The organism is Burkholderiales bacterium, assembly GCA_023511995.1.
In the GTDB taxonomy this organism is placed as follows: Bacteria; Pseudomonadota; Gammaproteobacteria; order Burkholderiales; family Thiobacteraceae; genus Thiobacter.
Map to the genome: position 1 here is coordinate 1 of JAIMAL010000003.1, position 21,242 is coordinate 21,242.

18 protein-coding genes are annotated in these 21,242 nt (G+C 65.7%); 10 read left to right on the plus strand and 8 right to left on the minus strand.

The window, feature by feature from the left end; translation table 11 throughout:
* The first annotated feature begins 774 nt into the window (after window positions 1-774).
* The 3 genes from K6T56_02315 to K6T56_02325 are packed head-to-tail and all read left to right on the plus strand — an operon-like array spanning window position 775 to window position 5,014.
* Entirely contained in the window at window positions 775-3,255 is a 2,481-nt protein-coding gene (locus K6T56_02315) for an error-prone DNA polymerase (protein ID MCL6555177.1), read from the plus strand.
* Between the two features lie 54 nt (window positions 3,256-3,309).
* A complete protein-coding gene (locus K6T56_02320; protein MCL6555178.1) occupies window positions 3,310-4,188 on the plus strand; it encodes an AEC family transporter in 879 nt (292 codons plus the stop codon).
* A gap of 4 nt (window positions 4,189-4,192) precedes the next feature.
* Window positions 4,193-5,014 (plus strand): hypothetical protein, encoded by an 822-nt coding sequence (locus K6T56_02325; protein ID MCL6555179.1) that lies wholly within the window; start codon window positions 4,193-4,195, stop codon window positions 5,012-5,014.
* On the opposite strand, the gene K6T56_02330 is transcribed toward K6T56_02325, so the two are convergent.
* The 5 genes from K6T56_02330 to K6T56_02350 form a co-directional block, all read right to left on the minus strand.
* Complete coding sequence (locus tag K6T56_02330; protein MCL6555180.1) at window positions 4,983-6,158, minus strand: ribonuclease H-like domain-containing protein; 1,176 nt, start codon at window positions 6,156-6,158, stop codon at window positions 4,983-4,985. The genes K6T56_02325 and K6T56_02330 overlap by 32 nt on opposite strands.
* Window positions 6,159-6,218: 60 nt before the next feature.
* On the minus strand, window positions 6,219-8,564 hold the full coding sequence (locus K6T56_02335) for a DEAD/DEAH box helicase (protein ID MCL6555181.1): 2,346 nt from the start codon (window positions 8,562-8,564) through the stop codon (window positions 6,219-6,221).
* Window positions 8,565-8,760: 196 nt separating this feature from the next.
* Entirely contained in the window at window positions 8,761-9,759 is a 999-nt protein-coding gene (locus K6T56_02340; protein ID MCL6555182.1) for a GGDEF domain-containing protein, read from the minus strand.
* A gap of 72 nt (window positions 9,760-9,831) precedes the next feature.
* Window positions 9,832-10,518, minus strand: a complete 687-nt coding sequence (locus K6T56_02345; GenBank protein MCL6555183.1) for a class I SAM-dependent methyltransferase — start codon at window positions 10,516-10,518, stop codon at window positions 9,832-9,834.
* Window positions 10,506-10,742, minus strand: coding sequence for a hypothetical protein (locus K6T56_02350; protein ID MCL6555184.1), 237 nt, complete (start codon window positions 10,740-10,742; stop codon window positions 10,506-10,508). The genes K6T56_02345 and K6T56_02350 overlap by 13 nt, the downstream gene beginning before the upstream one ends.
* 176 nt (window positions 10,743-10,918) lie before the next feature.
* Between K6T56_02350 and K6T56_02355 the strand changes: the two genes are divergently transcribed.
* From K6T56_02355 to K6T56_02370, 4 genes are all read left to right on the plus strand, one after another.
* Window positions 10,919-11,206: a c-type cytochrome gene (locus K6T56_02355; protein ID MCL6555185.1), complete on the plus strand. Its 288-nt coding sequence runs from the start codon at window positions 10,919-10,921 to the stop codon at window positions 11,204-11,206.
* Window positions 11,207-11,415: 209 nt separating this feature from the next.
* A complete protein-coding gene (locus K6T56_02360) occupies window positions 11,416-13,335 on the plus strand; it encodes a PrkA family serine protein kinase (GenBank protein ID MCL6555186.1) in 1,920 nt (639 codons plus the stop codon).
* 100 nt (window positions 13,336-13,435) lie between these two features.
* Window positions 13,436-14,701, plus strand: a complete 1,266-nt coding sequence (locus K6T56_02365; GenBank protein MCL6555187.1) for a YeaH/YhbH family protein — start codon at window positions 13,436-13,438, stop codon at window positions 14,699-14,701.
* Window positions 14,698-16,209, plus strand: coding sequence for a SpoVR family protein (locus K6T56_02370; protein MCL6555188.1), 1,512 nt, complete (start codon window positions 14,698-14,700; stop codon window positions 16,207-16,209). The genes K6T56_02365 and K6T56_02370 overlap by 4 nt, the downstream gene beginning before the upstream one ends.
* 37 nt (window positions 16,210-16,246) lie before the next feature.
* Here the strand turns inward: K6T56_02370 and K6T56_02375 are convergent, their stop codons facing one another.
* Window positions 16,247-16,795 carry a DUF2062 domain-containing protein gene (locus K6T56_02375; protein ID MCL6555189.1) on the minus strand — a complete coding sequence of 183 codons (549 nt, stop codon included), beginning with the start codon at window positions 16,793-16,795 and terminating at the stop codon, window positions 16,247-16,249.
* On the opposite strand from K6T56_02375, the gene K6T56_02380 reads away from it, so the two are divergent.
* The gene (locus tag K6T56_02380; GenBank protein ID MCL6555190.1) at window positions 16,794-19,184 is read left to right on the plus strand and encodes a DNA internalization-related competence protein ComEC/Rec2; all 2,391 of its coding nucleotides are present in this window, start codon (window positions 16,794-16,796) and stop codon (window positions 19,182-19,184) included. The two genes, K6T56_02375 and K6T56_02380, sit on opposite strands and share 2 nt — an antisense overlap.
* Here K6T56_02380 and K6T56_02385 read toward each other — a convergent pair.
* Entirely contained in the window at window positions 19,156-19,467 is a 312-nt protein-coding gene (locus K6T56_02385; GenBank protein ID MCL6555191.1) for a PsiF family protein, read from the minus strand. The genes K6T56_02380 and K6T56_02385 overlap by 29 nt on opposite strands.
* An 89-nt stretch (window positions 19,468-19,556) precedes the next feature.
* On the minus strand, window positions 19,557-19,754 hold the full coding sequence (locus K6T56_02390; GenBank protein MCL6555192.1) for a hypothetical protein: 198 nt from the start codon (window positions 19,752-19,754) through the stop codon (window positions 19,557-19,559).
* Between the two features lie 129 nt (window positions 19,755-19,883).
* Between K6T56_02390 and K6T56_02395 the strand changes: the two genes are divergently transcribed.
* Both K6T56_02395 and K6T56_02400 read left to right on the plus strand, forming a co-directional pair.
* A complete protein-coding gene (locus tag K6T56_02395; GenBank protein ID MCL6555193.1) occupies window positions 19,884-20,267 on the plus strand; it encodes a DUF3568 domain-containing protein in 384 nt (127 codons plus the stop codon).
* Window positions 20,268-20,349: 82 nt separating this feature from the next.
* Window positions 20,350-21,216: a hypothetical protein gene (locus tag K6T56_02400; GenBank protein MCL6555194.1), complete on the plus strand. Its 867-nt coding sequence runs from the start codon at window positions 20,350-20,352 to the stop codon at window positions 21,214-21,216.
* Window positions 21,217-21,242: the final 26 nt, after the last annotated feature.

The following is a 21,242-nucleotide window of genomic DNA, read 5'->3' on the forward strand; positions in this document are numbered from 1 at the left end:
TTCGTAGACCGAGACCTCATCCTCCTTACGTATCTGCGGGCCGCGCACGGGGAAGTCCACGACCACGGTATGCTTCTCGTCGCCGTATGCAGGCTCCACGTTATACCCGGCGGAGGCGAGAACGTCGACCAGGGGGTCGAGGTTGTTAAAGCGGATGCGGCGGATGTAGGTTCTCCCCGTCGGGTAGTGCGCGCCGGGGGTGGAGCCCGAGAGAAGCGCGGCGCTACCCTCTGGCTTGACGGCGGTTACCTTTATGCTCTCCCGGACACCGAGCCAGGCGCTGTACTGAGCGTCCCTGCGGCGTATTTCGTTGTACCCGGCGTCGAGCCACTTCCTGAGCGTCGGGTAGCCGTAGTCCTCGACGAACTGGGCCAGCCCGGAGACGGAGCACCCGATGCGCCGGTTGCGCATCTGCACGGCGTTCGTCGCCTCCCAGTGGGTGGAAAGGAGCGTCACCGTCTTGGCGTAGAGGAAGGCGAACTTTATGGAGCGCAGGAAGTCCTCTATGCTCTCGTGCGCGCTCGGCGATACGGTGACCAGGTTGCAGACCTCGTCGCTCTCGAGGGATATCTCGGCGCAGGGGTTACACAGGATGGCGTTGTCCCTCCGCTCCATCGGGAGAACCCCGTCCTTCAGGCGCCCGTAGGTCTGCATCATGGGGAGGGAGACGAAGCCCGGCTCCCCGTTGGTTATCTGCTTCTCGGCAAACCAGTCGTAGTCTATCTCGTCGCCGTAGTCCAGAAGCAGAGAGTTGTTTGAGGTAAAGGCCCACCCATCAGGCCCCGTCCTCTCCCTGTTCTCCGGGAGGTTCCAGTCCTTTATGTTTATGAAGTCCTCGTCGTAGGGCCGCCCGAGCGCGATGAGGGCCGTCCTGCGCTTGCCCCCGCTCACCACGGTCTTACCGACGCAGTTGCATATATCCACGATGTTGCGCGAGGAGATGGGTTTCCCTATGTCGCGGGAGAGGAGCCTGTCGAGCGTCATGTGCAGCCACATCAAAGGGTCCGGCCCCGGCGCTATCCCGCCGGTGTGCCGGAGAAGGTGCGCAAGCTGGTGGCGCATGAGCTTGCCCTCATCCGTGAGTTGCAGTACGAGCCCTATTTTCTCACCGTGCACGATATCGTGCGCTTTGCCCGCAGCCGCGGCATTCTCTGCCAGGGCCGCGGCAGTGCGGCCAATTCCGCCGTCTGCTACGCACTGGGCATCACCGAAGTGGATCCGGCGCGCATGGAGATGCTCTTCGAGCGTTTCCTCTCCCGCGAGCGCAATGAGCCGCCGGACATCGACGTGGATTTCGAGCACGAGCGGCGCGAGGAGGTCATCCAGTATCTCTACGCGAAATACGGCCGTGAGCGCGCCGCGCTGGCAGCGGCGGTGATCTCCTATCGACCGAAGAGCGCGCTACGGGATGTGGGCCGTGCGCTGGGGCTCGATCCCGACCAGGTGGATCGTCTCGCCCGCAGTGTGGCCTGGTGGGATGGCAGGCAGGTACTGCCGGAGCGCTTGCGGGAGGCGGGCTTCGATCCGGACCATCCCCGCCTGCGCCAGCTCATGAAGCTGGTCAACGAACTGGTGGGTTTTCCCCGCCACCTGTCGCAGCATGTGGGCGGCTTCGTCATCAGCCGCGGCCCCCTGTCGCGGCTGGTGCCCATCGAGAATGCGGCCATGCCCGGCCGCACTGTGATCCAGTGGGACAAGGATGACCTCGACGCCCTGGGCCTGCTCAAGATCGACGTGCTGGCCTTGGGCATGCTCTCCGCCCTCCGCCGGGCGCTGGAGCTGGTGAGCGCCCGCCGCGGCAGACCCTTCACCCTGGCCGACATTCCCGCCGAAGACCCGCAGGTGTATGACATGATCCAGCGCGCCGACACCATGGGCGTGTTCCAGATCGAATCGCGGGCGCAGATGGCCATGCTGCCGCGCATGAAACCGCGCTGCTTCTACGACCTGGTGATCGAGGTGGCCATCGTGCGGCCGGGGCCCATCCAGGGCGGCATGGTGCATCCCTATCTGCGCCGGCGGCAGGGGCTGGAGCCGGTGAGCTATCCTTCCGAGGCAGTGCAATCGGTGCTGGAGCGCACGCTCGGCGTGCCCATTTTTCAGGAGCAGGTGATGCAGATCGCCATGGTCGCCGCAGGCTTCACCCCCGGCGAGGCGGATCAGCTGCGCCGCTCCATGGCCGCCTGGCGTAGGCGGGGTGGCCTCAAACATTTCGAGCAGCGCCTGATTTCCGGCATGCGTGCGCGCGGCTACACGGAAGATTTCGCGCGCCAGATTTTTCAGCAGATCCTGGGCTTCGGCGAATACGGCTTTCCCGAATCCCACGCGGCGAGCTTCGCCCTTCTGGTGTATGTCTCCGCCTGGCTCAAATGCCATGAACCTGCGGCCTTCACCTGCGCCCTGCTCAACAGCCAGCCCATGGGCTTTTATGCACCCGCGCAGCTCGTGCAGGATGCGCGGCGGCACGGTGTGGAGGTGCGGCCGGTGGATGTGATGGCGAGCGGCTGGGAGTGTTCCCTGGAACCTCCAACCCCTTCGCCGGGAAAGCCCCCCGCCCTGCGGCTGGGGCTTTGTCTCGTCAAAGGGTTCTCCCGCGAGGGGGGGGAGCGGCTCATGCGGGCGCGTGCCCTCGCCCCTTTCACCAGTATCGAGGACCTGGCCCGGCGGGCGGCGCTCGATCGGCGTGATCTCAAGGCGCTGGCGGCGGCCGGCGCCCTGGATTCCCTCGCCGGTCATCGTCACACCGCCCATTGGGAAGTGGCCGGCATCGGGGACCGACCGCCCCTCTTTCAGCCGGTGGAAACGGCGGAGGAGAAGGTGGCATTGCCCGCGCCCACCGAGGCCGAGAACCTGGTGGCCGATTATGCGAGCCTGGGATTCACCCTGGGGCGTCATCCCCTCGCCCTGTTGCGGGATGCCTTCCGCAGGCGGCGTATGCTCACCGCGGAGGAAATCCGCCGCCTGCCCCACGGCAGATGGGCTCGCGCCGTGGGGCTGGTCATCAACCGTCAGCGGCCGGATACCGCCAGCGGCGTGATCTTCATGACCCTGGAAGATGAGACCGGCTACGTGAACGTGGTGGTGTGGCGTCAACTCGCCGAACGCCAGCGGCGCGAGCTGCTGCACGCAAGCCTGCTGGGTGTCTTTGGGCGCCTGGAACGGCAGGCGGAGGTGGTCCACCTCATCGCCCAACATCTGGTGGACTACAGCGCACTGCTGGGGCAACTGGAGGCCAGGTCGCGGGATTTTCGTTGAGGGGGATCTTCGCTCTTTCCCGTCTCCCGCCACCCGTCCGGGTAAAATGCGCCGATGCTTGCGCTGCGCATTCTCTCCATCGTCTTCCCCGTCTTCGCCATCATCGGCATCGGCTGGTGGTATGGGCGCCTCAAGCGGCCGGACATCCAGGTCACCAACCAGATCAGCATGGACGTGCTGGTGCCGGCGCTGGTGTTCGCCGCGCTGGCGTCCAAATCCTTCGATTTGGCGCATTACTGGCCCTTGGCGGCTGCCGGTGCGGCGGTGATCCTCGGCTCGGGGCTCCTGGCGTGGCCGGTGGCACGCCTTGCCGGGGTGGAGGCGAAGACCTTCGTGCCGCCCATGATGTTCAACAACTCCGGTAACATGGGCATCCCGCTCATCGTGCTGGCCTTCGGCGAGGCGGCATTGCCGGCGGCGATTGTCCTCTTCCTCACCGAGATGGTGCTGCATTTCTCCCTCGGCCCCTATCTGCTCGCCCATCGCATGGGTCTGGTTGAGCTCATGAAAACGCCGGTGATGATCGCCACCCTCCTCGGTATGGCGGTGAGTTTCTCCGGACAGGCGCTGTGGCCGCCCTTCTACACGGCGATCAGGATGCTGGGGGATGCCTCCATTCCCATGCTCCTCTTCAGCCTGGGGGTGCGCCTCAATCAGGTTTCCTTCAGGGATTGGCGCATCGGTGCCTTGAGCGGGCTCATGGCGCCGGCAACGGGGTTGATGATGGTCCTTGTCATCGATGCACTGGTGCCGCTTTCGTCGCGGGAGCGGGCGATTCTCCTCGTCTTCGGCGCGCTGCCGCCCGCCGTGCTCAACTATCTGATGGCGGAGCAATATGGCCAGGAGCCGGAAAAGGTGGCCTCCATCGTCCTGCTGGGAAACCTGGCGTCACTGGCGGTCATGCCGGTAGTATTGGCTTTTGCCCTCACCTGATCCCATGAGCCTCAAGCTTCCCGCCAACAATACGGACGTGCCGGCCGCCTATGTCGGCGCCTGGCGCAAACAGACACCGGATACCCGCAGCCTCTGGCTGCAGACGACGCGCCTGCACGCCATGGTGGACATTCCGGCGAGTCGGCCGGATTTCTCCGCGCGCCGGGGCTTTGCCGACTTGAGCGATGATGAGCTCATGATCCTCGCCCATCAGGGTGGGGTGGCGGGAGCGTGCATTGCCGCCGGGGATGTCCTCCATCGCCGCCGCCAGGTGGATTATTGTCCCCAACGGGGGCAGCCTTTTCTGCGGCGGCTGCGCGTGGAGGAAGGGGGGCTGCGGGAATTCTGTCTCGATGGGCGGGAGACGGCGCGCTGGGAGCGGCTGGCCGGCGCCGAGGGCGGCGTGCTGGCGCTGCGTTTCCACGATGTGCAGGTGGGGGTGGCGGGTGGGGATGAATGCCGCGGCTATCTGCTCCGCGTCGGTCCCTATTTCGCCTATGTGCGGGACCGTTACGGCACCACCCAGCGGGCGGAGAGTCTCGCCCTTCTCGCCGAGCTCAAGGGTTTCACCCGGGAGCAGCTCATCGCCGTGCTGGATTTCGACCTTTCCTTCGGCCGCCGCGATGAGGCGGGCCGATGGATCATCGAGCTTTCCACCCTGCCGTGGCGCGAGGGCCGGCCCTTCCTCGACGATGCGCAGGTGGCGCGCATTCTGGCTTTCGCCGACCGCGGCCCGGAAAAAATCCAGCGCGGCGGGCGCCTGTTCTTGCGCTACTGGAAACTGGACGAGTGTTCTAACGGTCAAGACGGCGGGAAAGCCGCGTAAAGCGCCGCGCGAAAGCCGGATCCTCCGGCCGCCGGCTGACCAGCAACCGGGCAAGGCGCAGCGCCTCGGGGAGGTTGCGGCTGATGTGTTCGTGGTATTTGGCAAGCGCCTCCATGGCGGGCAGACAACCCCCCGCGGCAAGCTTTTCCCAGATGGCCACCGCTTTCTCCCATTCGCCCCGTCGGCGGTGCAATTGCGAAAGTTCCATGAGCCCCGACACCGTCAGCGCCTCGCGGCGCCGGGCCAGATGGGCGTGGGCTGTGTCCTCCTCGCCCCGGCGGCGGAAGGCACGGGCGATGGCGAGCACATCCGCCTCGGCATGATCGGGATGCTGAAAAAGGGCGGCAAGCCGCGCTGCCAAGGCGGCAAGGCTCATCAGGTCCCAGCGGTTGTGTTGCACGATGGCCGGCACCCGGGCGAAATCCCCGCGGCGCACGAAATCGAACCACACTTGGGGCACGAGCGCACCCGGCAGATCGTCTTTGCGGTAAAAGCCCAGCAGCCGCTGCTCCGCCGTCTGCAGGCGGCAGTCCGGCCAGGTGCGCGCGAATGCGGTGCGCGTGGGGTGGAGCAAGTCCAGATGATTCAGCCGCGAGAAGGGGTCGGCGCGGCGCGCCAGGCGGTAACGGGTGGCAAGCAGGGGAACGTCGAAGGCCTTGCCGTTGAAGCTCACGAGCTGCGCTGCCTTTTCACCAAAGCGCCGCGCGGCCTCCAGCATGGCTGCCTCGCCCGTGAAGCCGGTGAGGAAGAACTGGCACAGGCGCAGGGTATTGCCCTCGATGCGGGCCAGGCCCAGAAGGAAGGGCAGCGTGCCGGTGCCACCGGCAAGCCCCGTGGTCTCGGTATCGAGAAAGAGAAGTGCCTCCGGCTCGACCCTGTCGCCCCCGATCACAGCCAGCGGCGCCTTGAGCATTTCGTCGAGGGTGATGTCCCCATGGACGAAGTTTAAGGGGAAGGTGCGTTCGATGAGAATGAGCCCGCGCTCGATGACTTCGCCGCCCAATTTCTCGGCCACTTCCGCCTCGTTCAGGGGCGAAGGCCGCCGCTCGTGCCGCGCCAGGCGTTCGGCGAGGGTGGGCTGCGAGGGGGAAGCGGCGAAGCCTCTCTGGCCCTGCAACTTCTTTAGGCGCTCACGCAGGTTCATGGAGCAAAGCCTTGCGGTCGCATCATCGTCCCCGCATCAGGGCAGGGGAAACGCCCCGCATCACCGTCCTTCCTCCGCCAACAGCGCCAGCACTTGGGCGGCCGCCTGTTTGGGGGAATACCCCCGCACCTCGTCGCTGGCGAGAATGGGGCCGATGCAGGAGGGGCAGCCGGAGGTGCAGCCGCAGGCCGCGACCAGCTCCCGGGCGCGGTGGATCACCTCCCGGCGGAAATCGAATAGCGGGGCCGACAGGCCGATGCCGCCGGGATAGTTGTCGTAGAGGAAGACGGTGGGCCGGAATTCCCGGCCCAGGCTGTCGGGGTCGAGCTCGCCTCCACTGTGGCTTTGGGGCACTCCCCGGCCATCCGGGCCCACGGTGGCGAACCAGGTGCTGCCGGCATCCCCCACGGCGCGGCCCAGGTCCCGCGGTTCGGCCATGGTGAGCAGGGCGGCCACGTGGTGCATCGCATAGGCCGCACCGAGGAAGCCATCCAGCGCCTGCCAGCGGTGGGCAAAGCCTTTCGCCAGGCACTCGGGATCGAGCGTCCACCACACCGCCGTCGTGTGCATTTCCTGGTCGGGGAGATTGACGTTGCCATAGCCCACGTTCTCGTGGGTGTAGTAGCGGATTTTTTTGTAGCCCGCCACGCGCCGCACCAGATGCACTTCCCCCCGCGCGGCGCTGCCGGCTTTCTCGAAGGTGTCCAGGATTTTCAGGCGGGTGTAGTCGATGGCGTCGGTGTAGTAATCGGCGCGGGTGCGGCGGACGAAGGCCTTGCGCCCCTGCCAGTCCAGGCGTTCCACCTGATAGGGCACGGCCTGCACCATGTAGATCGCGCCTTCGAAGAGGGTGAGGGGGGCGGAGGTGTAGTCCACTTCGGCGATCACCTCCTGTCGGCCTTCGCTTAAGTCCACGACGACGAAATTGCCCTCCGCCACGCTGCGCAGGGAAACGGTGTTGGCCGGATAGCTGTCCGCCATCCAGTGCCACTGGCTGCCTTCACGGTGCAGCACACCCTGCTCCTCCAGCCAGGCGAGGAGGTCTTCCAGCTTTTCCCTGCCGAAGCGCTCGCCCACCACGAAGGGTAGTTCGAAGGCGGCGCAGCGCACGTGATCCATGAGGATGAGCAGGGAATCGGGGTCGATGCGCCCATGTTCCGGTGACTGACCGAAAAAGAATTCCGGGTGCCGCACCACGTACTGGTCGAGGGGATCGCTTCCCGCCACCAGCACGCCAAGGGCGGTGCGCTGACGCCGTCCGGCCCGGCCCAGACGCTGCCAGGTGGCGGCGATGGTGCCGGGATAGCCATTGAGCACACACACATCGAGGGCGCCGATGTCCACGCCCAGTTCCAGCGCCGAGGTGGCGATGACGCAATCGAGACGGCCGGCGCGGAGGTCTTTTTCCGCGGCGCGGCGCTCCAGCGGCAGGTAGCCGCCGCGGTAGGCCGCCACCCGCGGTGGACGCCGCGGATCGCGGTCGAAGACGTCCTTCAGGTATTTGGTGAGCACCTCCACCAATAGCCTGGAATTGGCGAAAACGATGGTCTTGAAACCTGCCTTCACCGCCAGCCGCGCCAGCCGCGTGCTCTGGGAACGGCTGGAAGCGCGCAAGCCCAGATCCGCATTGATCACCGGCGGGTTCCACAACAGGATGTGTTTCTCCCCCTGGGGCGCACCGCTTTCCGCCACCAGGGTCACCGGTGCCCCGATCAGGGCCTCCGCCAGTTCCTGGGGATTGGCAAGGGTGGCGGAGGTAAGGATGAACACCGGCTCTGCGCCGTAGAAACGGCAGACGCGCCACAAACGGCGGATTACATTGGCCACGTGGGAGCCGAACACGCCGCGGTAGAGGTGCATCTCGTCGATCACCACGTATTTGAGGCTTTCGAAGAACTGGGCCCATTTGGTGTGGTGGGGCAGGATGCCCTGGTGCAGCATGTCCGGGTTGGTGACCACGATGTCGCCGCGGGTGCGCACCGCCTTGCGCGCGTCGGCCGGGGTGTCGCCGTCGAAGGTGTAGGCGCGCACGCCCAGGTTGCCGGCGGCGTTGAGTTCCAGAAGCTCGGCCACCTGATCCTGGGCCAGCGCCTTGGTGGGGAATACATAAAGTGCCTTCGCCCCCGTCTTCAGCGCCGCATCCAGCACCGGCAGGTTGTAGCAGAGGCTCTTGCCGGAGGCGGTGGGGGTCACCACCACCGTGTGGCGGCCGGCGGTGACGTGATCCCAGGCCTGCCGCTGGTGGCTGTAGAGCTTTTCGATGGACCGCGCCGCAAGCGCCGCGGCCAGGGGCGGGGCGAGGGTTTCGGGAAAATCGGCATGACGGGCGGGCTGCGCCGGAAGGTGCAGGTGGCCGGTGATGCGGTCGCGGTATTTGCGCAGCAGGCCGGCCACGAACCGATCCATGTCGGCATCCCCTCGTGGCGCGGGGCGGGCATCCTTTTCGGCAGAAGGCGGCATGGTGTGCAGGCTTTTGGCAGTGACCTGCTCAGTATATCGAACGATCGTTCACACCAGAAGCGAGAGGACGAGTGCCCCAGTGGGCAGTGAAGAGGATTTTCCCTTTGACAAGGTGGGCCCGGCTCATCGCCGGGACGGGGAATCAGTCGGCCACAGGGAAGGAAGCAGTCCCCGCCTCTGCGGTCGCCTGGGCGGCGACCCGCAGGAGTTGGGCGAAGCCGGGCCGGCTGAGGGGGGCCTCCAGTTGGGCGGTGCCAAGGGCAATTTTCAGGGGGATGGCTTCGCCCTTGACCTGGACGGGCTCCCGCAACAGGGCTTCGCGGATTTGCTGCGCGCGCTGGGCGGCCACCTCCGGCGGGCAGCGGCGCATGAGGAGGAGAAACTCGTTGCAGCCGTAGCGGACGAGGAAATCCTGGGGCCGGGCGGCGCGCTCAAGGCGCTGGGCCACCGTGGCCAGCACCGCGTCCTGGGCTTCGGGGCCGAGCCAGGCTTCCAGGGTGTTGAGGTCTTCGAGGCGGAACAGCAAGAGTTGCATGGGGGAATAACTGTCGGGGGCGGCGCGTTCCCAGTGCGCCAGCCGCCGCCAGAGGGCGCGCCGGTTGCCAAGCCCCGTGACCTGATCGGTAAAGGCGCGGGTGGCGAGCGCTTCATTGGCGACCGCGAGGTTGCGGCTGGCTTCCTCCAGCCGCTGCCGCAGCTCTTCGCTGTGGGCGAGCTGTTGAGCAAGGCGCGCCTCCACCTGCCGGGCAAGCCGCGCCAACCCCTGCTGCAGGGCATGCACCTCGGCGGGAGCCCAGGCGGGCAGGGTGGCGAGCTTATGCCGGCATGCCTCGGGGTTTTCTGCCCGCATCGCTTCCTCCACCACGGTGAGGCTGCGCTTGAGCAATGCCGAGAGGCCCCAGGCGGCAAGCGCGCCCCCCGTGGCGGCGGCAAGGGCGAGCCCCAGCCAGAGGGGCAGCGCGCCAGCCGAGGCCAGGCCCGGAAACCCCACCGCGAAGGGGATCAGGGGCAGCAGGAGGCCGGCGAGGAAGGCGGCAAGGAAAAGCTCACGCAGCGTGGGGGGGCGGAACATGGCCAGCAGGCGGAGGAGACCTGCGGTGGCCGCTGCAAGAACAATGCCCGCCTGCCGAAGGCCGTCCAAGGCCGTCTGTCCGTGGTGGGGCGCGGCGTGGGTGTCACCGGGATGACGGCCTGCGTCGAAGCCTCGACGGCTTCAGGGCTCCCGGACGAAACGCAGGAAGTAGTTGTCCCGCAACAGGGGCCGGTCCTCCACCAGACGAAAGCCGGCGGCGGTGACCTCCGCGATCACGGTCTCCTTGCCGGCGCGCACGTGGTCCAGCACCCAGCGGGAGCTTGTGCCGGGAATGCGCTGGAAATCTACGATCACCAGGCTGCCGCCGGGGCGCAGCGCCCGGTGGAGCGAGGCCAGCATGGCCTGCGGCGCCTCGAAGTGGTGGTAGGTATCGCAGACGAAGGCAAGATCGATGGAGGCGGGGGCAAGCCCGCTGTCCTCCTGAGTGTTCACCACACCCCTGATGTTGCCAAGCCCCGCCTCGCGCGCCCGGCGCAGGATGGCTTCGACGAAGGGACGGGAGATGTCCACCGCATAGACGGACCCCGGATTCACACGCCTGGCGAAAAGCAGGGTGAACAGTCCCGTGCCCGCGCCCACATCGGCCACGGCCATGCCCGGTTTCACCCCCGTGGCTTCGACGATGGCATGGCGCCGGTCATAGACCTCGCGCCCTTCCCGTTCGAAACGTTCCACCCATTCGCGGAAGTCGGGATCGCGGAAGGGTGCGTTGATGGCCGGGTCCGCGCCCGTCGCCCAGGCAGAAGCGGCGGTAAGGAGCAGGAACGCAAGGACGATGCGGGCAAGGGGCCGGATCAGTCGAGCCATGCCTTGAGGTAGTAGAGGCGGAAGCCCTCGCTGGAACGGGAAGGACCGATGACCACGGCGGCGAAGCGCCCGCGGGCGGGGTCGGCCTCCCTGCGCGCCTGCGCCTCGCTTTCCTTCACGTACACGCAGTTTTCGGCAAAGCGCTTGCGGTTTTTGCCGGGCGCATAGACCACGGCGTAGCGTTCCGCTACCTCTCCCGCTTCTTCCAGATGCAAACCTTTCATGCCAGATCTCCTGGTACGATTATGGGAGGTGTGGCCTTCGGCGACAAGCCTCGAAGCTCACGCTGCCTCCTTGTTGTTGTGGAAACCATTTTGACTGCCGTGCCTGATCTCGGGGTGGGCAGGGGTGAGAGGAGTCCATCTGATGCTGCGCGTAACCGTGTTGGCTTTGCTGCTCCTTGCGGGAAGCTTGGCTGCCGCGGAGGAGGGGAAAAGGGGGAGAGCAGGTCTACCGGGAAACCTGTGCCGCCTGCCATGACACGGGCGCGGCGGGGGCCCCCCGCATCGGCGACAAAAAGGCCTGGGCGCCCCGCATCCGCGAGGGCAAGCGCATGATGGTGAAAATGGCGATCCGCGGCATCCGCGGCATGCCGCCCCGCGGCGGCAATCCGGCCTTGACCGACGAAGAGGTGGAGCGGGCGGTGGTGTATCTCCTCAACCGTTCCGGTGCGCGCATTCGGGAGTGAGACGGCGGCGGGCACCATGAACGGGCCGTCAGGGGCCATCAGAAAATTTTCGATCAAGGTCCGGCCGTTTTGGCCGATAATCGAAACGTGGGTGCATGGCACCAATCCCCTTCGGCCCGGTCCAAGGATCGGTGCCAGAGTCCCGCAGGACGGCAGGGTTTGTCGTCAGGGTTTCGGCGTCGGTCTTACATCGTGCATCGGGGGTGCCCATGAGCCTGATCAACCAGTACATCGCCCGCTACCGTCGAGAGGAGGAGGAGTACTCCCTCGACGAGTATCTCGAGCTCTGCAAAAAAGACCGCATGGCCTACGCCAGCGCCGCCGAGCGCATGCTGGCCGCCATCGGTGAACCGGAGCTGGTGGACACCCGCCAGGACCCCCGGCTCTCCCGCATCTTCTCCAACAAGGTCATCAAGATCTATCCCGCCTTCAAGGACTTCTACGGCATGGAGGAGACCATCGAGCAGATCGTCTCCTACTTCCGCCACGCGGCGCAGGGCCTGGAGGAGAAAAAGCAGATTCTCTACCTGCTGGGGCCGGTGGGGGGTGGCAAGAGCTCTTTGGCGGAAAAGCTCAAACATCTCATGGAGCGCGTGCCCTTCTACGCCATCAAGGGCTCGCCGGTCAACGACTCGCCCCTTGCCCTCTTTTCCGCCGATGAGGACGGCGAGATCCTGGAGCAGGAATACGGCATTCCCCGGCGCTATCTCAACAAGGTGCTGTCGCCCTGGGCGGTGAAGCGTCTGCACGAATTCAACGGGGACATCACCAAATTCCGCGTGGTGAAGCGCTGGCCGTCCGTGCTGGGGCAGGTGGGCATCGCCAAGACCGAGCCGGGCGACGAAAACAACCAGGACATCTCCTCGCTGGTGGGCAAGGTGGACATCCGCAAGCTGGAGAAATACTCCCAGGACGACCCCGATGCCTACAGCTACTCCGGCGGTTTGTGTCTGGCCAATCAGGGCCTGCTGGAATTCGTCGAGATGTTCAAGGCGCCCATCAAGGTGCTGCATCCCCTGCTCACCGCCACGCAGGAGGGCAACTACAAGGGCACGGAGGGCTTTGGCGCCATTCCCTTCGAGGGCATCGTGCTCGCCCACAGCAACGAGAGCGAATGGCAGGCCTTCAAGAACAACCGCAACAACGAAGCCTTCCTCGACCGCATTTACATCGTCAAGGTGCCCTACTGCCTGCGCGTGTCGGACGAGGTGAAGATTTACCAGAAGCTCCTGCGCAACAGCTCCCTTGCCGAGGCGCCCTGCGCACCGGGCACACTGGAAATGCTGGCGCAGTTTTCCGTGCTGACCCGGCTCAAGGAGCCGGAGAATTCCAGCATCTACAGCAAGATGCGGGTCTATGACGGTGAGAACCTGAAGGACATTGACCCCAAGGCCAAGAGCTATCAGGAATACCGCGACTTCGCCGGTGTCGATGAGGGCATGACGGGGGTGTCCACCCGTTTCGCCTTCAAAATCCTGTCCAAGGTATTCAACTTCGATCACAGCGAAATTGCCGCCAACCCCGTGCATCTTCTTTACGTGCTGGAAAACCAGATCGAGCAGGAGCAACTGCCCCCCGAGGTGGAAAGCCGCTACATCGCCTTCATCAAGGAATACCTGGCGCCCCGTTACGTGGAATTCATCGAGAAGGAGCTGCAGACGGCCTATCTCGAATCCTATTCCGAGTACGGGCAGAACATTTTCGACCGCTACGTCACCTACGCCGACATGTGGATCCAGGATCAGGAATACCGCGATCCGGATACTGGCGAGATCCTCGACCGGGCGCAGCTCAACGCCGAACTGGAGAAAATCGAAAAACCGGCGGGGATCGCCAATCCCAAGGACTTCCGCCACGAGGTGGTGAACTTCGTGCTGCGGGCGCGGGCGGCCAACCATGGCAAGAACCCGGCCTGGACCAGCTACGAGAAACTGCGGGCGGTGATCGAAAAGCGGATGTTCTCCAGCACCGAGGACCTCCTGCCGGTCATTTCCTTCAACACCAAGGCCTCCAGCGAGGAGCAGAAGAAACATCAGGAATTCGTGCAGCGCATGGTGGCCAAGGGTTACACGGAAAAACAGGTGCGGCTCCTCGCCGAGTGGTATCTGCGGGCGAGGAAGTCGTCCTGACGGCGTCTTTGCCGCGGAGGCTGACGATGAAAACGCCGGCGACCCGCAGCCGCCTGCCCCAGGGGAGACGCGCTTTAGGGTTTGAGGTCAAGGAGGCGGCATGAGCCAGTTCGTCGATCGGCGCCTTTCCGGCAAGAACCGCAGCGCGGTCAACCGGCAGCGGTTTTTGCGCCGCTTCAAAAGCCAGATCCGGCAGGCGGTGCGGGAAGCGGTCTCCGGGCGCGGGGTGACCGATCTCGAACGGGGCGAGAAGATTTCCATTCCGGCCAAGGATCTGTCCGAACCCATTTTCCACCACGGCCCCGGCGGGCGGCGCGTGATCGTCCATCCCGGCAACCGCGAATTCGTCACCGGGGATCGCATCGATCGACCCCCGGGCGGTGACGGCCGCGGCAGTGGCGGCTCCCCCGAAGGGGAGGGGCTGGACGATTTCGTCTTCGAGCTGTCCCGCGAAGAATTCATGAACTATTTCTTCGAGGACCTGGCGCTGCCGGACATGGTGAAAAAACAGCTCACCGCCGTGCCGGAGGTGAAACGGGTGCGCGCCGGCTTCGTCAGCCATGGCAATCCGGCCAATCTGCACGTGGTGCGCTCCATGAAACGGGCCATCGGCCGCCGGCTGGCGATGGGGGCGGGCGCGCGGGAACGCCTGGCGCAGGCGGAGGCGGCGCTGGAACAACTGGTGGCTTCCGGCCTGGCGGACAGTCCGGAAGCCGAGGCCCTGCGCGAGGAGGTGGAAAGCCTGCGGGCGCGGCTGGCGGCCATCCCCTTCCTCGATACCTGGGATTTGCGCTATGCCCACCACGTGGACAAGCCGCAACCCACGAGCCAGGCGGTGATGTTCTGCATCATGGACGTCTCCGGCTCCATGGATGAGCAGCGCAAGGACATCGCCAAACGCTTCTTCATGCTGCTTTATCTCTTCCTCACCCGCAGCTACGAGCGGATCGATCTCGTCTTCATCCGCCATCACACGGTGGCGATGGAGGTGGATGAGGAGGATTTCTTCCATTCCCGCGAGACCGGCGGAACGGTGGTCTCGAGCGCCTTGGAGCTCATGCACGAGATCATCCGGGAACGTTACCCCAGCGCGGCCTGGAACATCTACTGTGCCCAGGCCTCCGACGGTGACAACTGGGAAGGCGATTCCCCCCGCTGCCGGGAGCTCCTTTTGCATTCCATCCTGCCCCTGGTGCAGTACTACGCCTACGTGGAGATCGAATCGGAGCACCCGCAAAGCCTCTGGCACGAATACGAGTACGTGCATTCCCTCTATCCGCAGCGGTTCGCCATGCAGCGCATTCTGCGGCTGGAAGACATCTATCCGGTGTTCCGGGAGCTGTTCCGGAAAAAGGCCACGGCATGAAGGAAGAGACGCCCATCAGACGCCGCCCCATTTCCGAGGGTTCGGACTGGAACTTCGACCTGCTGCGCGCCTATGACCGGGAAATCGCGCGGGTGGCGGCGGAATATGGCCTGGATACCTATCCCAATCAGATCGAGGTGATCACCTCCGAGCAGATGATCGATGCCTACTCTTCAGTGGGCATGCCCGTGGGTTACCACCACTGGTCCTTCGGCAAGCATTTCATGACCACGCAGAAAAGCTACAAGCGGGGCCAGATGGGGCTTGCCTACGAGATCGTGATCAACTCCAATCCCTGCATCGCCTACCTGATGGAGGAGAACACCATGACCATGCAGGCGCTGGTCATCGCCCACGCCTGCTATGGCCACAATTCTTTCTTCAAGAACAACTATCTGTTCCGCACCTGGACCGATGCCGAGGCCATCCTCGACTACCTGGTCTTCGCACGCAATTACGTCGCCGAGTGCGAGGAACGCTATGGCGAGGAGGCGGTGGAGGAAATCCTCGATTCCTGCCACGCCCTGATGAACTACGGCGTGGACCGCTACAAGCGGCCGGCGAGGCTTTCCATGGCCAAGGAGCAGGCGCGCCAGCGGGAGCGGGAAGCCTATCTCCAGTCCCAGGTGAACCTCCTGTGGCGCACGTTGCCGGCCCGGGAGGCCGCGAAGCGGGAGCAGGAGGCGGAGCGCTTCCCCCCCGAGCCGCAGGAGAATCTGCTCTACTTCATCGAAAAGCATGCGCCGCGGCTTGCGCCCTGGCAGCGGGAGATCGTGCGCATCGTGCGCAAAATCGCCCAGTATTTCTATCCCCAGCGGCAGACCCAGGTGATGAACGAGGGTTGGGCCACCTTCTGGCACTATACGCTGCTCAATCACCTTTACGACGAGGGGCGGCTTACCGATGGGTTCATGATCGAGTTTCTCCAGTCCCACACCAACGTCGTCTATCAGCCGCCCTTCTACAGCCGCGCCTACGGTGGCATCAATCCCTATGCCCTGGGGTTCAACATGTTCCGCGATCTGCGCCGCATCTGCGAAAACCCCACCGAGGAAGACCGGCGCTGGTTCCCCGACATCGCCGGGGGTGACTGGCGCAAAGTGCTGGACTTCGCCATGCGCAACTTCAAGGACGAAAGCTTCATCGCCCAGTATCTCTCGCCCCATCTCATCCGCGAAATGCGCCTGTTCGCCGTGGTGGACGATGACCGGGAGGAAAAACTGGAGGTGGCGGCCATCCACGACGAGGCCGGTTATCTGCAACTGCGCCGCTGGCTTGCCGATCAATACAACCTCGGCCACCGCGAGCCCAACATCCAGGTGTGGGAGGTGGACCTCTACGGTGACCGCTCCCTCACCCTGCGTCATTTCATGCACGACCGCCGTCCCCTGGGTGACAGCACGCCGGAGATGCTCAAACACGTGGCGCGCCTCTGGGGTTACGACGTCTATCTGGAAAGTGTGGACGAAACCGGCGAAGTGCAGTACGCGGAAGAGTGCCGCGTCTGACCGGACGGCACGCGCCTTAGAGCCCTCCATGCCAAAGTCATTGCCGTGGTAAATTCCTCTGGCGGCGCCGCCGCCACTGGAGCACCACGCCCAGACGCCACAACCCCCGCACGGTGAAATAGCCCACCAGGGAAAGGGTGGAGGCCAGAATCAGCACGCCCACCAAAAGCGTGGGACCCAGGGAGGCCAGCCAGTGGAAGAAGGCGGGAATGGCCGCCAGCCAGTCGCCCCGCCAGTCGAATTCGAAGGCCGTCACCTGGGCGCCCGAGTTGGGATAGACCCATTTGCCGATCTCGTAGGCGAGCAGGTAGAGGGGCACGAAGGTGAAGGGGTTGGTGTAGAGGGTGGTGAGCACCGCCACCGGCAGGTTGACGCGGAAGATCACCGACAGGATGGCGGCGAAAAGCATCTGCACCGGCCCCGGGATGAGGCCGGTGAACAGGCCCACCGCCACCCCGCCGGCCACGGAGCGGCGGTTGAGGTGCCAGAGGTTCGGGTGATGCAGCACCGGGGCCAGCCAGCGCACGGATGGATGGTCGCGGATGTGCCGGGGATGGGGCAGGTGTTTGCGGAATAGATGCTTCATGGGAAAGGGGCGTTTGCTCATTATAAGCTTCGTCCTCGGGGTGGCATGGCTGCAGCAGCAGGCAAGCCTCCCCGCCGCCACGGCGGCCCTCTGGCTGCCCGTTTTCGCGGGAGCCGCCCTGTTCTCTCTGCCCCGGCTGCCACGGCTTGGGCTGGCTTTCGCGCTCGCCACGGCCTTCCTCGCCGGCTTCCACTATGCTGGCTGGCGTGCCCAACTGCGCCTGGCGGATGCCCTGCCTTCGGCGTGGGAGGGCCGCGACATCCGGGTGGTGGGCGTGGTGGCGGACTTGCCCCAGTTCACCGAGCGGGGCCTGCGTTTCCCCTTCGATGTGGAGGAGGTGCTGACCCCGGGCGCGCAGGTGCCCCGTCGCATCCAGTTGTTCTGGTTCCGCCACGCCGAGGATGCCGACGAGGGCGCCCATCTCAATCCCGCGCGGCTGCGCGCCGGAGAACGCTGGCAGTGGACCGTGCGCCTCAAGCGCCCCCATGGGACGGTCAATGCCCATGGTTTCGATTACGAGTATCACCTGCTGGAGCGGGGCATCCGCGCCACCGGTTACATCCGCCAGGACCCCGAGAATTTCCGCATCGATCACTTTGTCGTTAAGCCGGCCTACCTCATCGGCCGGCTGCGTGACGCCATTGCGCGGCGCATGGCGGCGGCCCTCGCCGGCAAGCCCTTCGGCGGGGTGTTGATCGCCCTGGCCATCGGTGAGCAGGGGGGGATTACCCAGGATCAGTGGCGGCTGTTCACCCGCACCGGCATCAACCATCTGGTGGCCATTTCCGGCCTGCACGTGACGCTTTTCTCTGGCCTGGTGTTCGCCATCGTTCACTGGGCCTGGCGGCGCAGCCCGCGGCTTGCCCAATGGTGGCCGGCGCGCAAGGCGGCGCTCCTTTTCGCCGTGCTGGCGGCCCTGGCCTATGCCCTGCTCACCGGCTTCGCCGTGCCCGCCCAGCGCACCTTCTACATGGTGGCGGCGGCGGCCGTGGCGGCCTGGCGCGACGAAGTCCTTTCCCCATCGCGCGTGCTGAGCCTTGCCCTGGGTGCTGTCATCCTCCTCGACCCTTGGGCTGTGCGTGCGCCCGGCTTCTGGCTGTCTTTCGCCGCGGTGGCGCTGATCTTCTATGTCTGCGCCCACCGCCTCGGCCGCGCAAGCCGCCCGGTGGAGGCGGCGCGCATCCAGTGGGCGGTGACCGTGGGGCTCATTCCCCTGCTCCTCGTGCTCTTCCAGCAGGCTTCGCTGGTGTCACCCCTCGCCAATGCCATTGCCATTCCCCTGGTGAGTTTCGTCGTCGTGCCGCTTACCCTCGCCGGGGCCTTTCTTGGTCTGGACAGCCTCCTGGCCGCTGCCCATGCCGTGCTTGCCCTGGGGCTGATGCCCCTCGCCTGGCTCGCCGAGTGGCCCGCCGCCGTCTGGCAGCAACATGCGCCGCCGTTGTGGACGGTGGCGGTGGCGGTGGTGGGGGTGGCCTGGCTCCTCGCGCCGCGGGGCTTTCCTGCACGCTGGGCGGGGACCTTCGCCTTTCTGCCCCTGTTTCTCCTCGCCCCACCGCCGCTGCCGCCGGCCACCCTGGAGGCGACGGTGCTGGACGTGGGCCAGGGGTTGGCCGTGCTGCTGCGCACCCGCGACCATGCCTTGCTTTTCGATGCCGGGCCGCGTTTTGCCACCGACGCCGACAGCGGCAGCCGCATCGTCCTCCCCCATCTGCGTGCGGTGGGAGTGAAGCGCCTCGACGGCTTCATCGTTTCCCATGCCGACAACGACCACGCGGGCGGGGCCCCTTCCGTGCTCGATGGCGTGCCGGTGGACTGGGTGCTCGCCTCGCTGCCGGCGGAAGACCCGCTGCGGCTTGCCGCGCCGCGCTTTCTTTCCTGCCAGGCGGGCCAGCAGTGGCAATGGGATGGCGTGGTCTTCCGCATCCTCCACCCCTCGCCGCAGGCGGCTGCCTATCGCAAGGCCAATGACCGCGGCTGTGTGCTGCAGGCGAGCGTGGGCCGCCGCGCCCTTTTGATCCCCGCCGACATCGAGGCGCGGGCGGAGCGGGAGATCATCGCCCGCCTGGGGGAGGCGCTGGAAAGTGAGGTGCTGATCGTGCCCCACCATGGCAGCCGGACGTCCTCCACAGTGGAATTCATCGGCCACGTGGCCCCGGAATGGGCGGTCTTCACCGTCGGCTATCGCAACCGCTTCGGCCATCCCAAGGCGGAGGTGGTGGAGCGCTACCGCCTGTGGGGCAGCCGGCTGCTGCGCAGTGACGAAAGCGGGGCGCTCACCTTCCTTCTCACGGACGGCGGGGTCGAGGTGAGCGAGGAGCGGGCCCGCCAGCCCCGCTACTGGCGAGCCGGAAGGGGGGAAGTTACTGCTTCTTCAGGCACTGGCTCATGAATTTCCTGCGCGCATCGCCTTTGAGGTTCTGCTCCTTGGCCTGGCGGCTGCAGTCGGCCATGCGTTGCTGCTGCTCGGTGCGCGCCTTGCCCGCCTCGCCGCCTCCTTTGAGGCATTGGCTCATGAACTGTTTGCGCTCATCGCCCATGAGGCCCTGTTTGCCCGCCTCCTCATTGCAGTGGCGCATGCGTTCCTGCTGGGGGGTGGGGGCTTTCTCTTCCTTGGCATGGGCGGCCGGAAGGGTGGCGAGCGCAAGGGTGAGGGCAAGCAGAAGTCGTTTCATCGTTTCTCCTCCGTTCACGGTTGACGAAAAAGCGGCCGATGACAAAGTCATCGGCCGCCATTTTAATCCTCTGCGGGGCGCCGCCTGTCTTACTTGGCAGCCGGCGCGGCAGCCTCGGGCTTGTGGGTGCGCTTGTGGCTGCGCTTGTGGGTTTTCTTCTTGGCCGGGGCATCCGCCGATTTGGCCTGGGCGGCAGCCGGCTCCGCGGGCGCGGCGGCGTCGGCGGCAAAGGCGCTGGTGGCCAGGGCGAAAGAGGCGGCAATCAGGCTGGCGAAGAGTTTGTTCATGGTTGACTCCTTTTGTGAACGATGGTTAAAGGAAACAGCACGGCTCCCGTGCTATCGTCCTTAACGCAGGGGGGCCGCGTGGGTTGACAGGGATGAAAACTTTTTTCGAGGAGCAGATGGATGGGATCGATGCGAACCCTCTTCCTATTGCTGGCGGCCCTGGGGCTGGCGGGTTGCGAGGCGGCAGCTCTGACGGCGCTGGGTGTGGGCGCCTCGGCGGGGGTTTCCCACACCTTGAGTGGCATCACTTACCGCACCTTTGCCGAACCCCTGCCCAAGGTGAAGGCGGCAAGTCTCAAGGCGCTGCAGCGCATGCAGATCAAGGTGGCGGGCACTTCCCGCATCGAAAACGGGGAGCAGATCAAGGCCCGGGCGGCCGACCGGGACATCGAAATCGAGCTGGAGGCGCTGAGCCCCAACACCACCCGCATGCGCGTGGTGGCCTCCCAGGGACTTCTGAAGGACAGCGCCACGGCCACCGAGATCATCATGCAGACGGAGCGCTCCCTGTGAGGATTTCCCTGAACCGTGCAAGGTGGGAGTTAGCGGCCGGCTCGTGCCGGCATTCGATGTGACCTGAGAAGAGGAGGCAATCATGGATATTTTGCGTCGGGCTTTGCTCGCCATCCTGTTTGTGGCCAGCACGGGGGCCGTCGCCGCCGGGCAGGAGGAGACCACCCTGACCACCCAGGCGGCGCGCCTTGACAGCGAAGGGGCGCGGCAGCCAGCCCAGGTGACGAGCCGGTTCGCGGCGGATTTCGCCGCTTTTGCTGGCTCCCAGGAAAATGCGGAGGCCCTCATCACTGGCCTGCGCACGGGCTCACCCATCACCCTGACCAGTGTGTCGCCCGCGGGCACGGTGACCAGCACCACCATCACCCCGCCCACCCGGCCCATGGGCTACGGCAACACCTACATCAGTCTCAGTCTGGCCAAGGCCCAGCTCGCCCAATACGGCATCAGCGAGCCCACGCCGGAGCAGTTGCAGGCGGCGCTCACCGGTGGCAGCTTCACCGTCACCACGGTGGCGGCGGATGGCACGGTGAGCAGCCGCACCGTCACCCTGCAGGGCATCCTCACCCAGCGCGCCGCCGGCATGGGCTGGGGGGAGATTGCCAAGGCCAATGGTTTCCGGCTGGGTGAAGTGATCAGCAGCATGAAGGCGGCGGCCCCGGCGCAGGCGAGCGGGTCGGTCACTGCGCCTGCGGGCAGCAAATTTGGCGAGACGGCGGCGAAATCCGCCTCCGGTCAGGGTTCTGGGCGGGGCATCACCACTGCCCTGAGCGGTGGCGGCGTGGTGTATGGAAAGAGCGTCCGAGCCGAAGGCAACGGGAGGGGGACGGTGCAGGTGGGCGCAGGCCAGGGCGGTGGGCAGGGCGCGGCCCGGGTGACGGCGGTGACGACAGGGGCGGGCGCACCGGGCAACAGCGCCAATGCGCCCGGCCACACCAAGGCGCGCTGAAGGCTGGAGTTGTCGGTCCGCCTGCT

Bases quoted from the DNA above. Each gene is read 5' to 3' on its own strand.
- K6T56_02390 (MCL6555192.1), bottom strand. From the start codon at position 19,754: ATGAACAAACTCTTCGCCAGCCTGATTGCCGCCTCTTTCGCCCTGGCC.
- K6T56_02360 (MCL6555186.1), top strand. From the start codon at position 11,416: ATGAGCCTGATCAACCAGTACATCGCCCGCTACCGTCGAGAGGAGGAG.
- K6T56_02365 (MCL6555187.1), top strand. From the start codon at position 13,436: ATGAGCCAGTTCGTCGATCGGCGCCTTTCCGGCAAGAACCGCAGCGCG.
- K6T56_02320 (MCL6555178.1), top strand. From the start codon at position 3,310: ATGCTTGCGCTGCGCATTCTCTCCATCGTCTTCCCCGTCTTCGCCATC.
- K6T56_02325 (MCL6555179.1), top strand. From the start codon at position 4,193: ATGAGCCTCAAGCTTCCCGCCAACAATACGGACGTGCCGGCCGCCTAT.
- K6T56_02330 (MCL6555180.1), bottom strand. From the start codon at position 6,158: ATGAACCTGCGTGAGCGCCTAAAGAAGTTGCAGGGCCAGAGAGGCTTC.
- K6T56_02370 (MCL6555188.1), top strand. From the start codon at position 14,698: ATGAAGGAAGAGACGCCCATCAGACGCCGCCCCATTTCCGAGGGTTCG.
- K6T56_02380 (MCL6555190.1), top strand. From the start codon at position 16,794: ATGGGAAAGGGGCGTTTGCTCATTATAAGCTTCGTCCTCGGGGTGGCA.
- K6T56_02400 (MCL6555194.1), top strand. From the start codon at position 20,350: ATGGATATTTTGCGTCGGGCTTTGCTCGCCATCCTGTTTGTGGCCAGC.
- K6T56_02395 (MCL6555193.1), top strand. From the start codon at position 19,884: ATGCGAACCCTCTTCCTATTGCTGGCGGCCCTGGGGCTGGCGGGTTGC.
- K6T56_02385 (MCL6555191.1), bottom strand. From the start codon at position 19,467: ATGAAACGACTTCTGCTTGCCCTCACCCTTGCGCTCGCCACCCTTCCG.
- K6T56_02335 (MCL6555181.1), bottom strand. From the start codon at position 8,564: ATGGATCGGTTCGTGGCCGGCCTGCTGCGCAAATACCGCGACCGCATC.
- K6T56_02375 (MCL6555189.1), bottom strand. From the start codon at position 16,795: ATGAAGCATCTATTCCGCAAACACCTGCCCCATCCCCGGCACATCCGC.
- K6T56_02350 (MCL6555184.1), bottom strand. From the start codon at position 10,742: ATGAAAGGTTTGCATCTGGAAGAAGCGGGAGAGGTAGCGGAACGCTAC.
- K6T56_02345 (MCL6555183.1), bottom strand. From the start codon at position 10,518: ATGGCTCGACTGATCCGGCCCCTTGCCCGCATCGTCCTTGCGTTCCTG.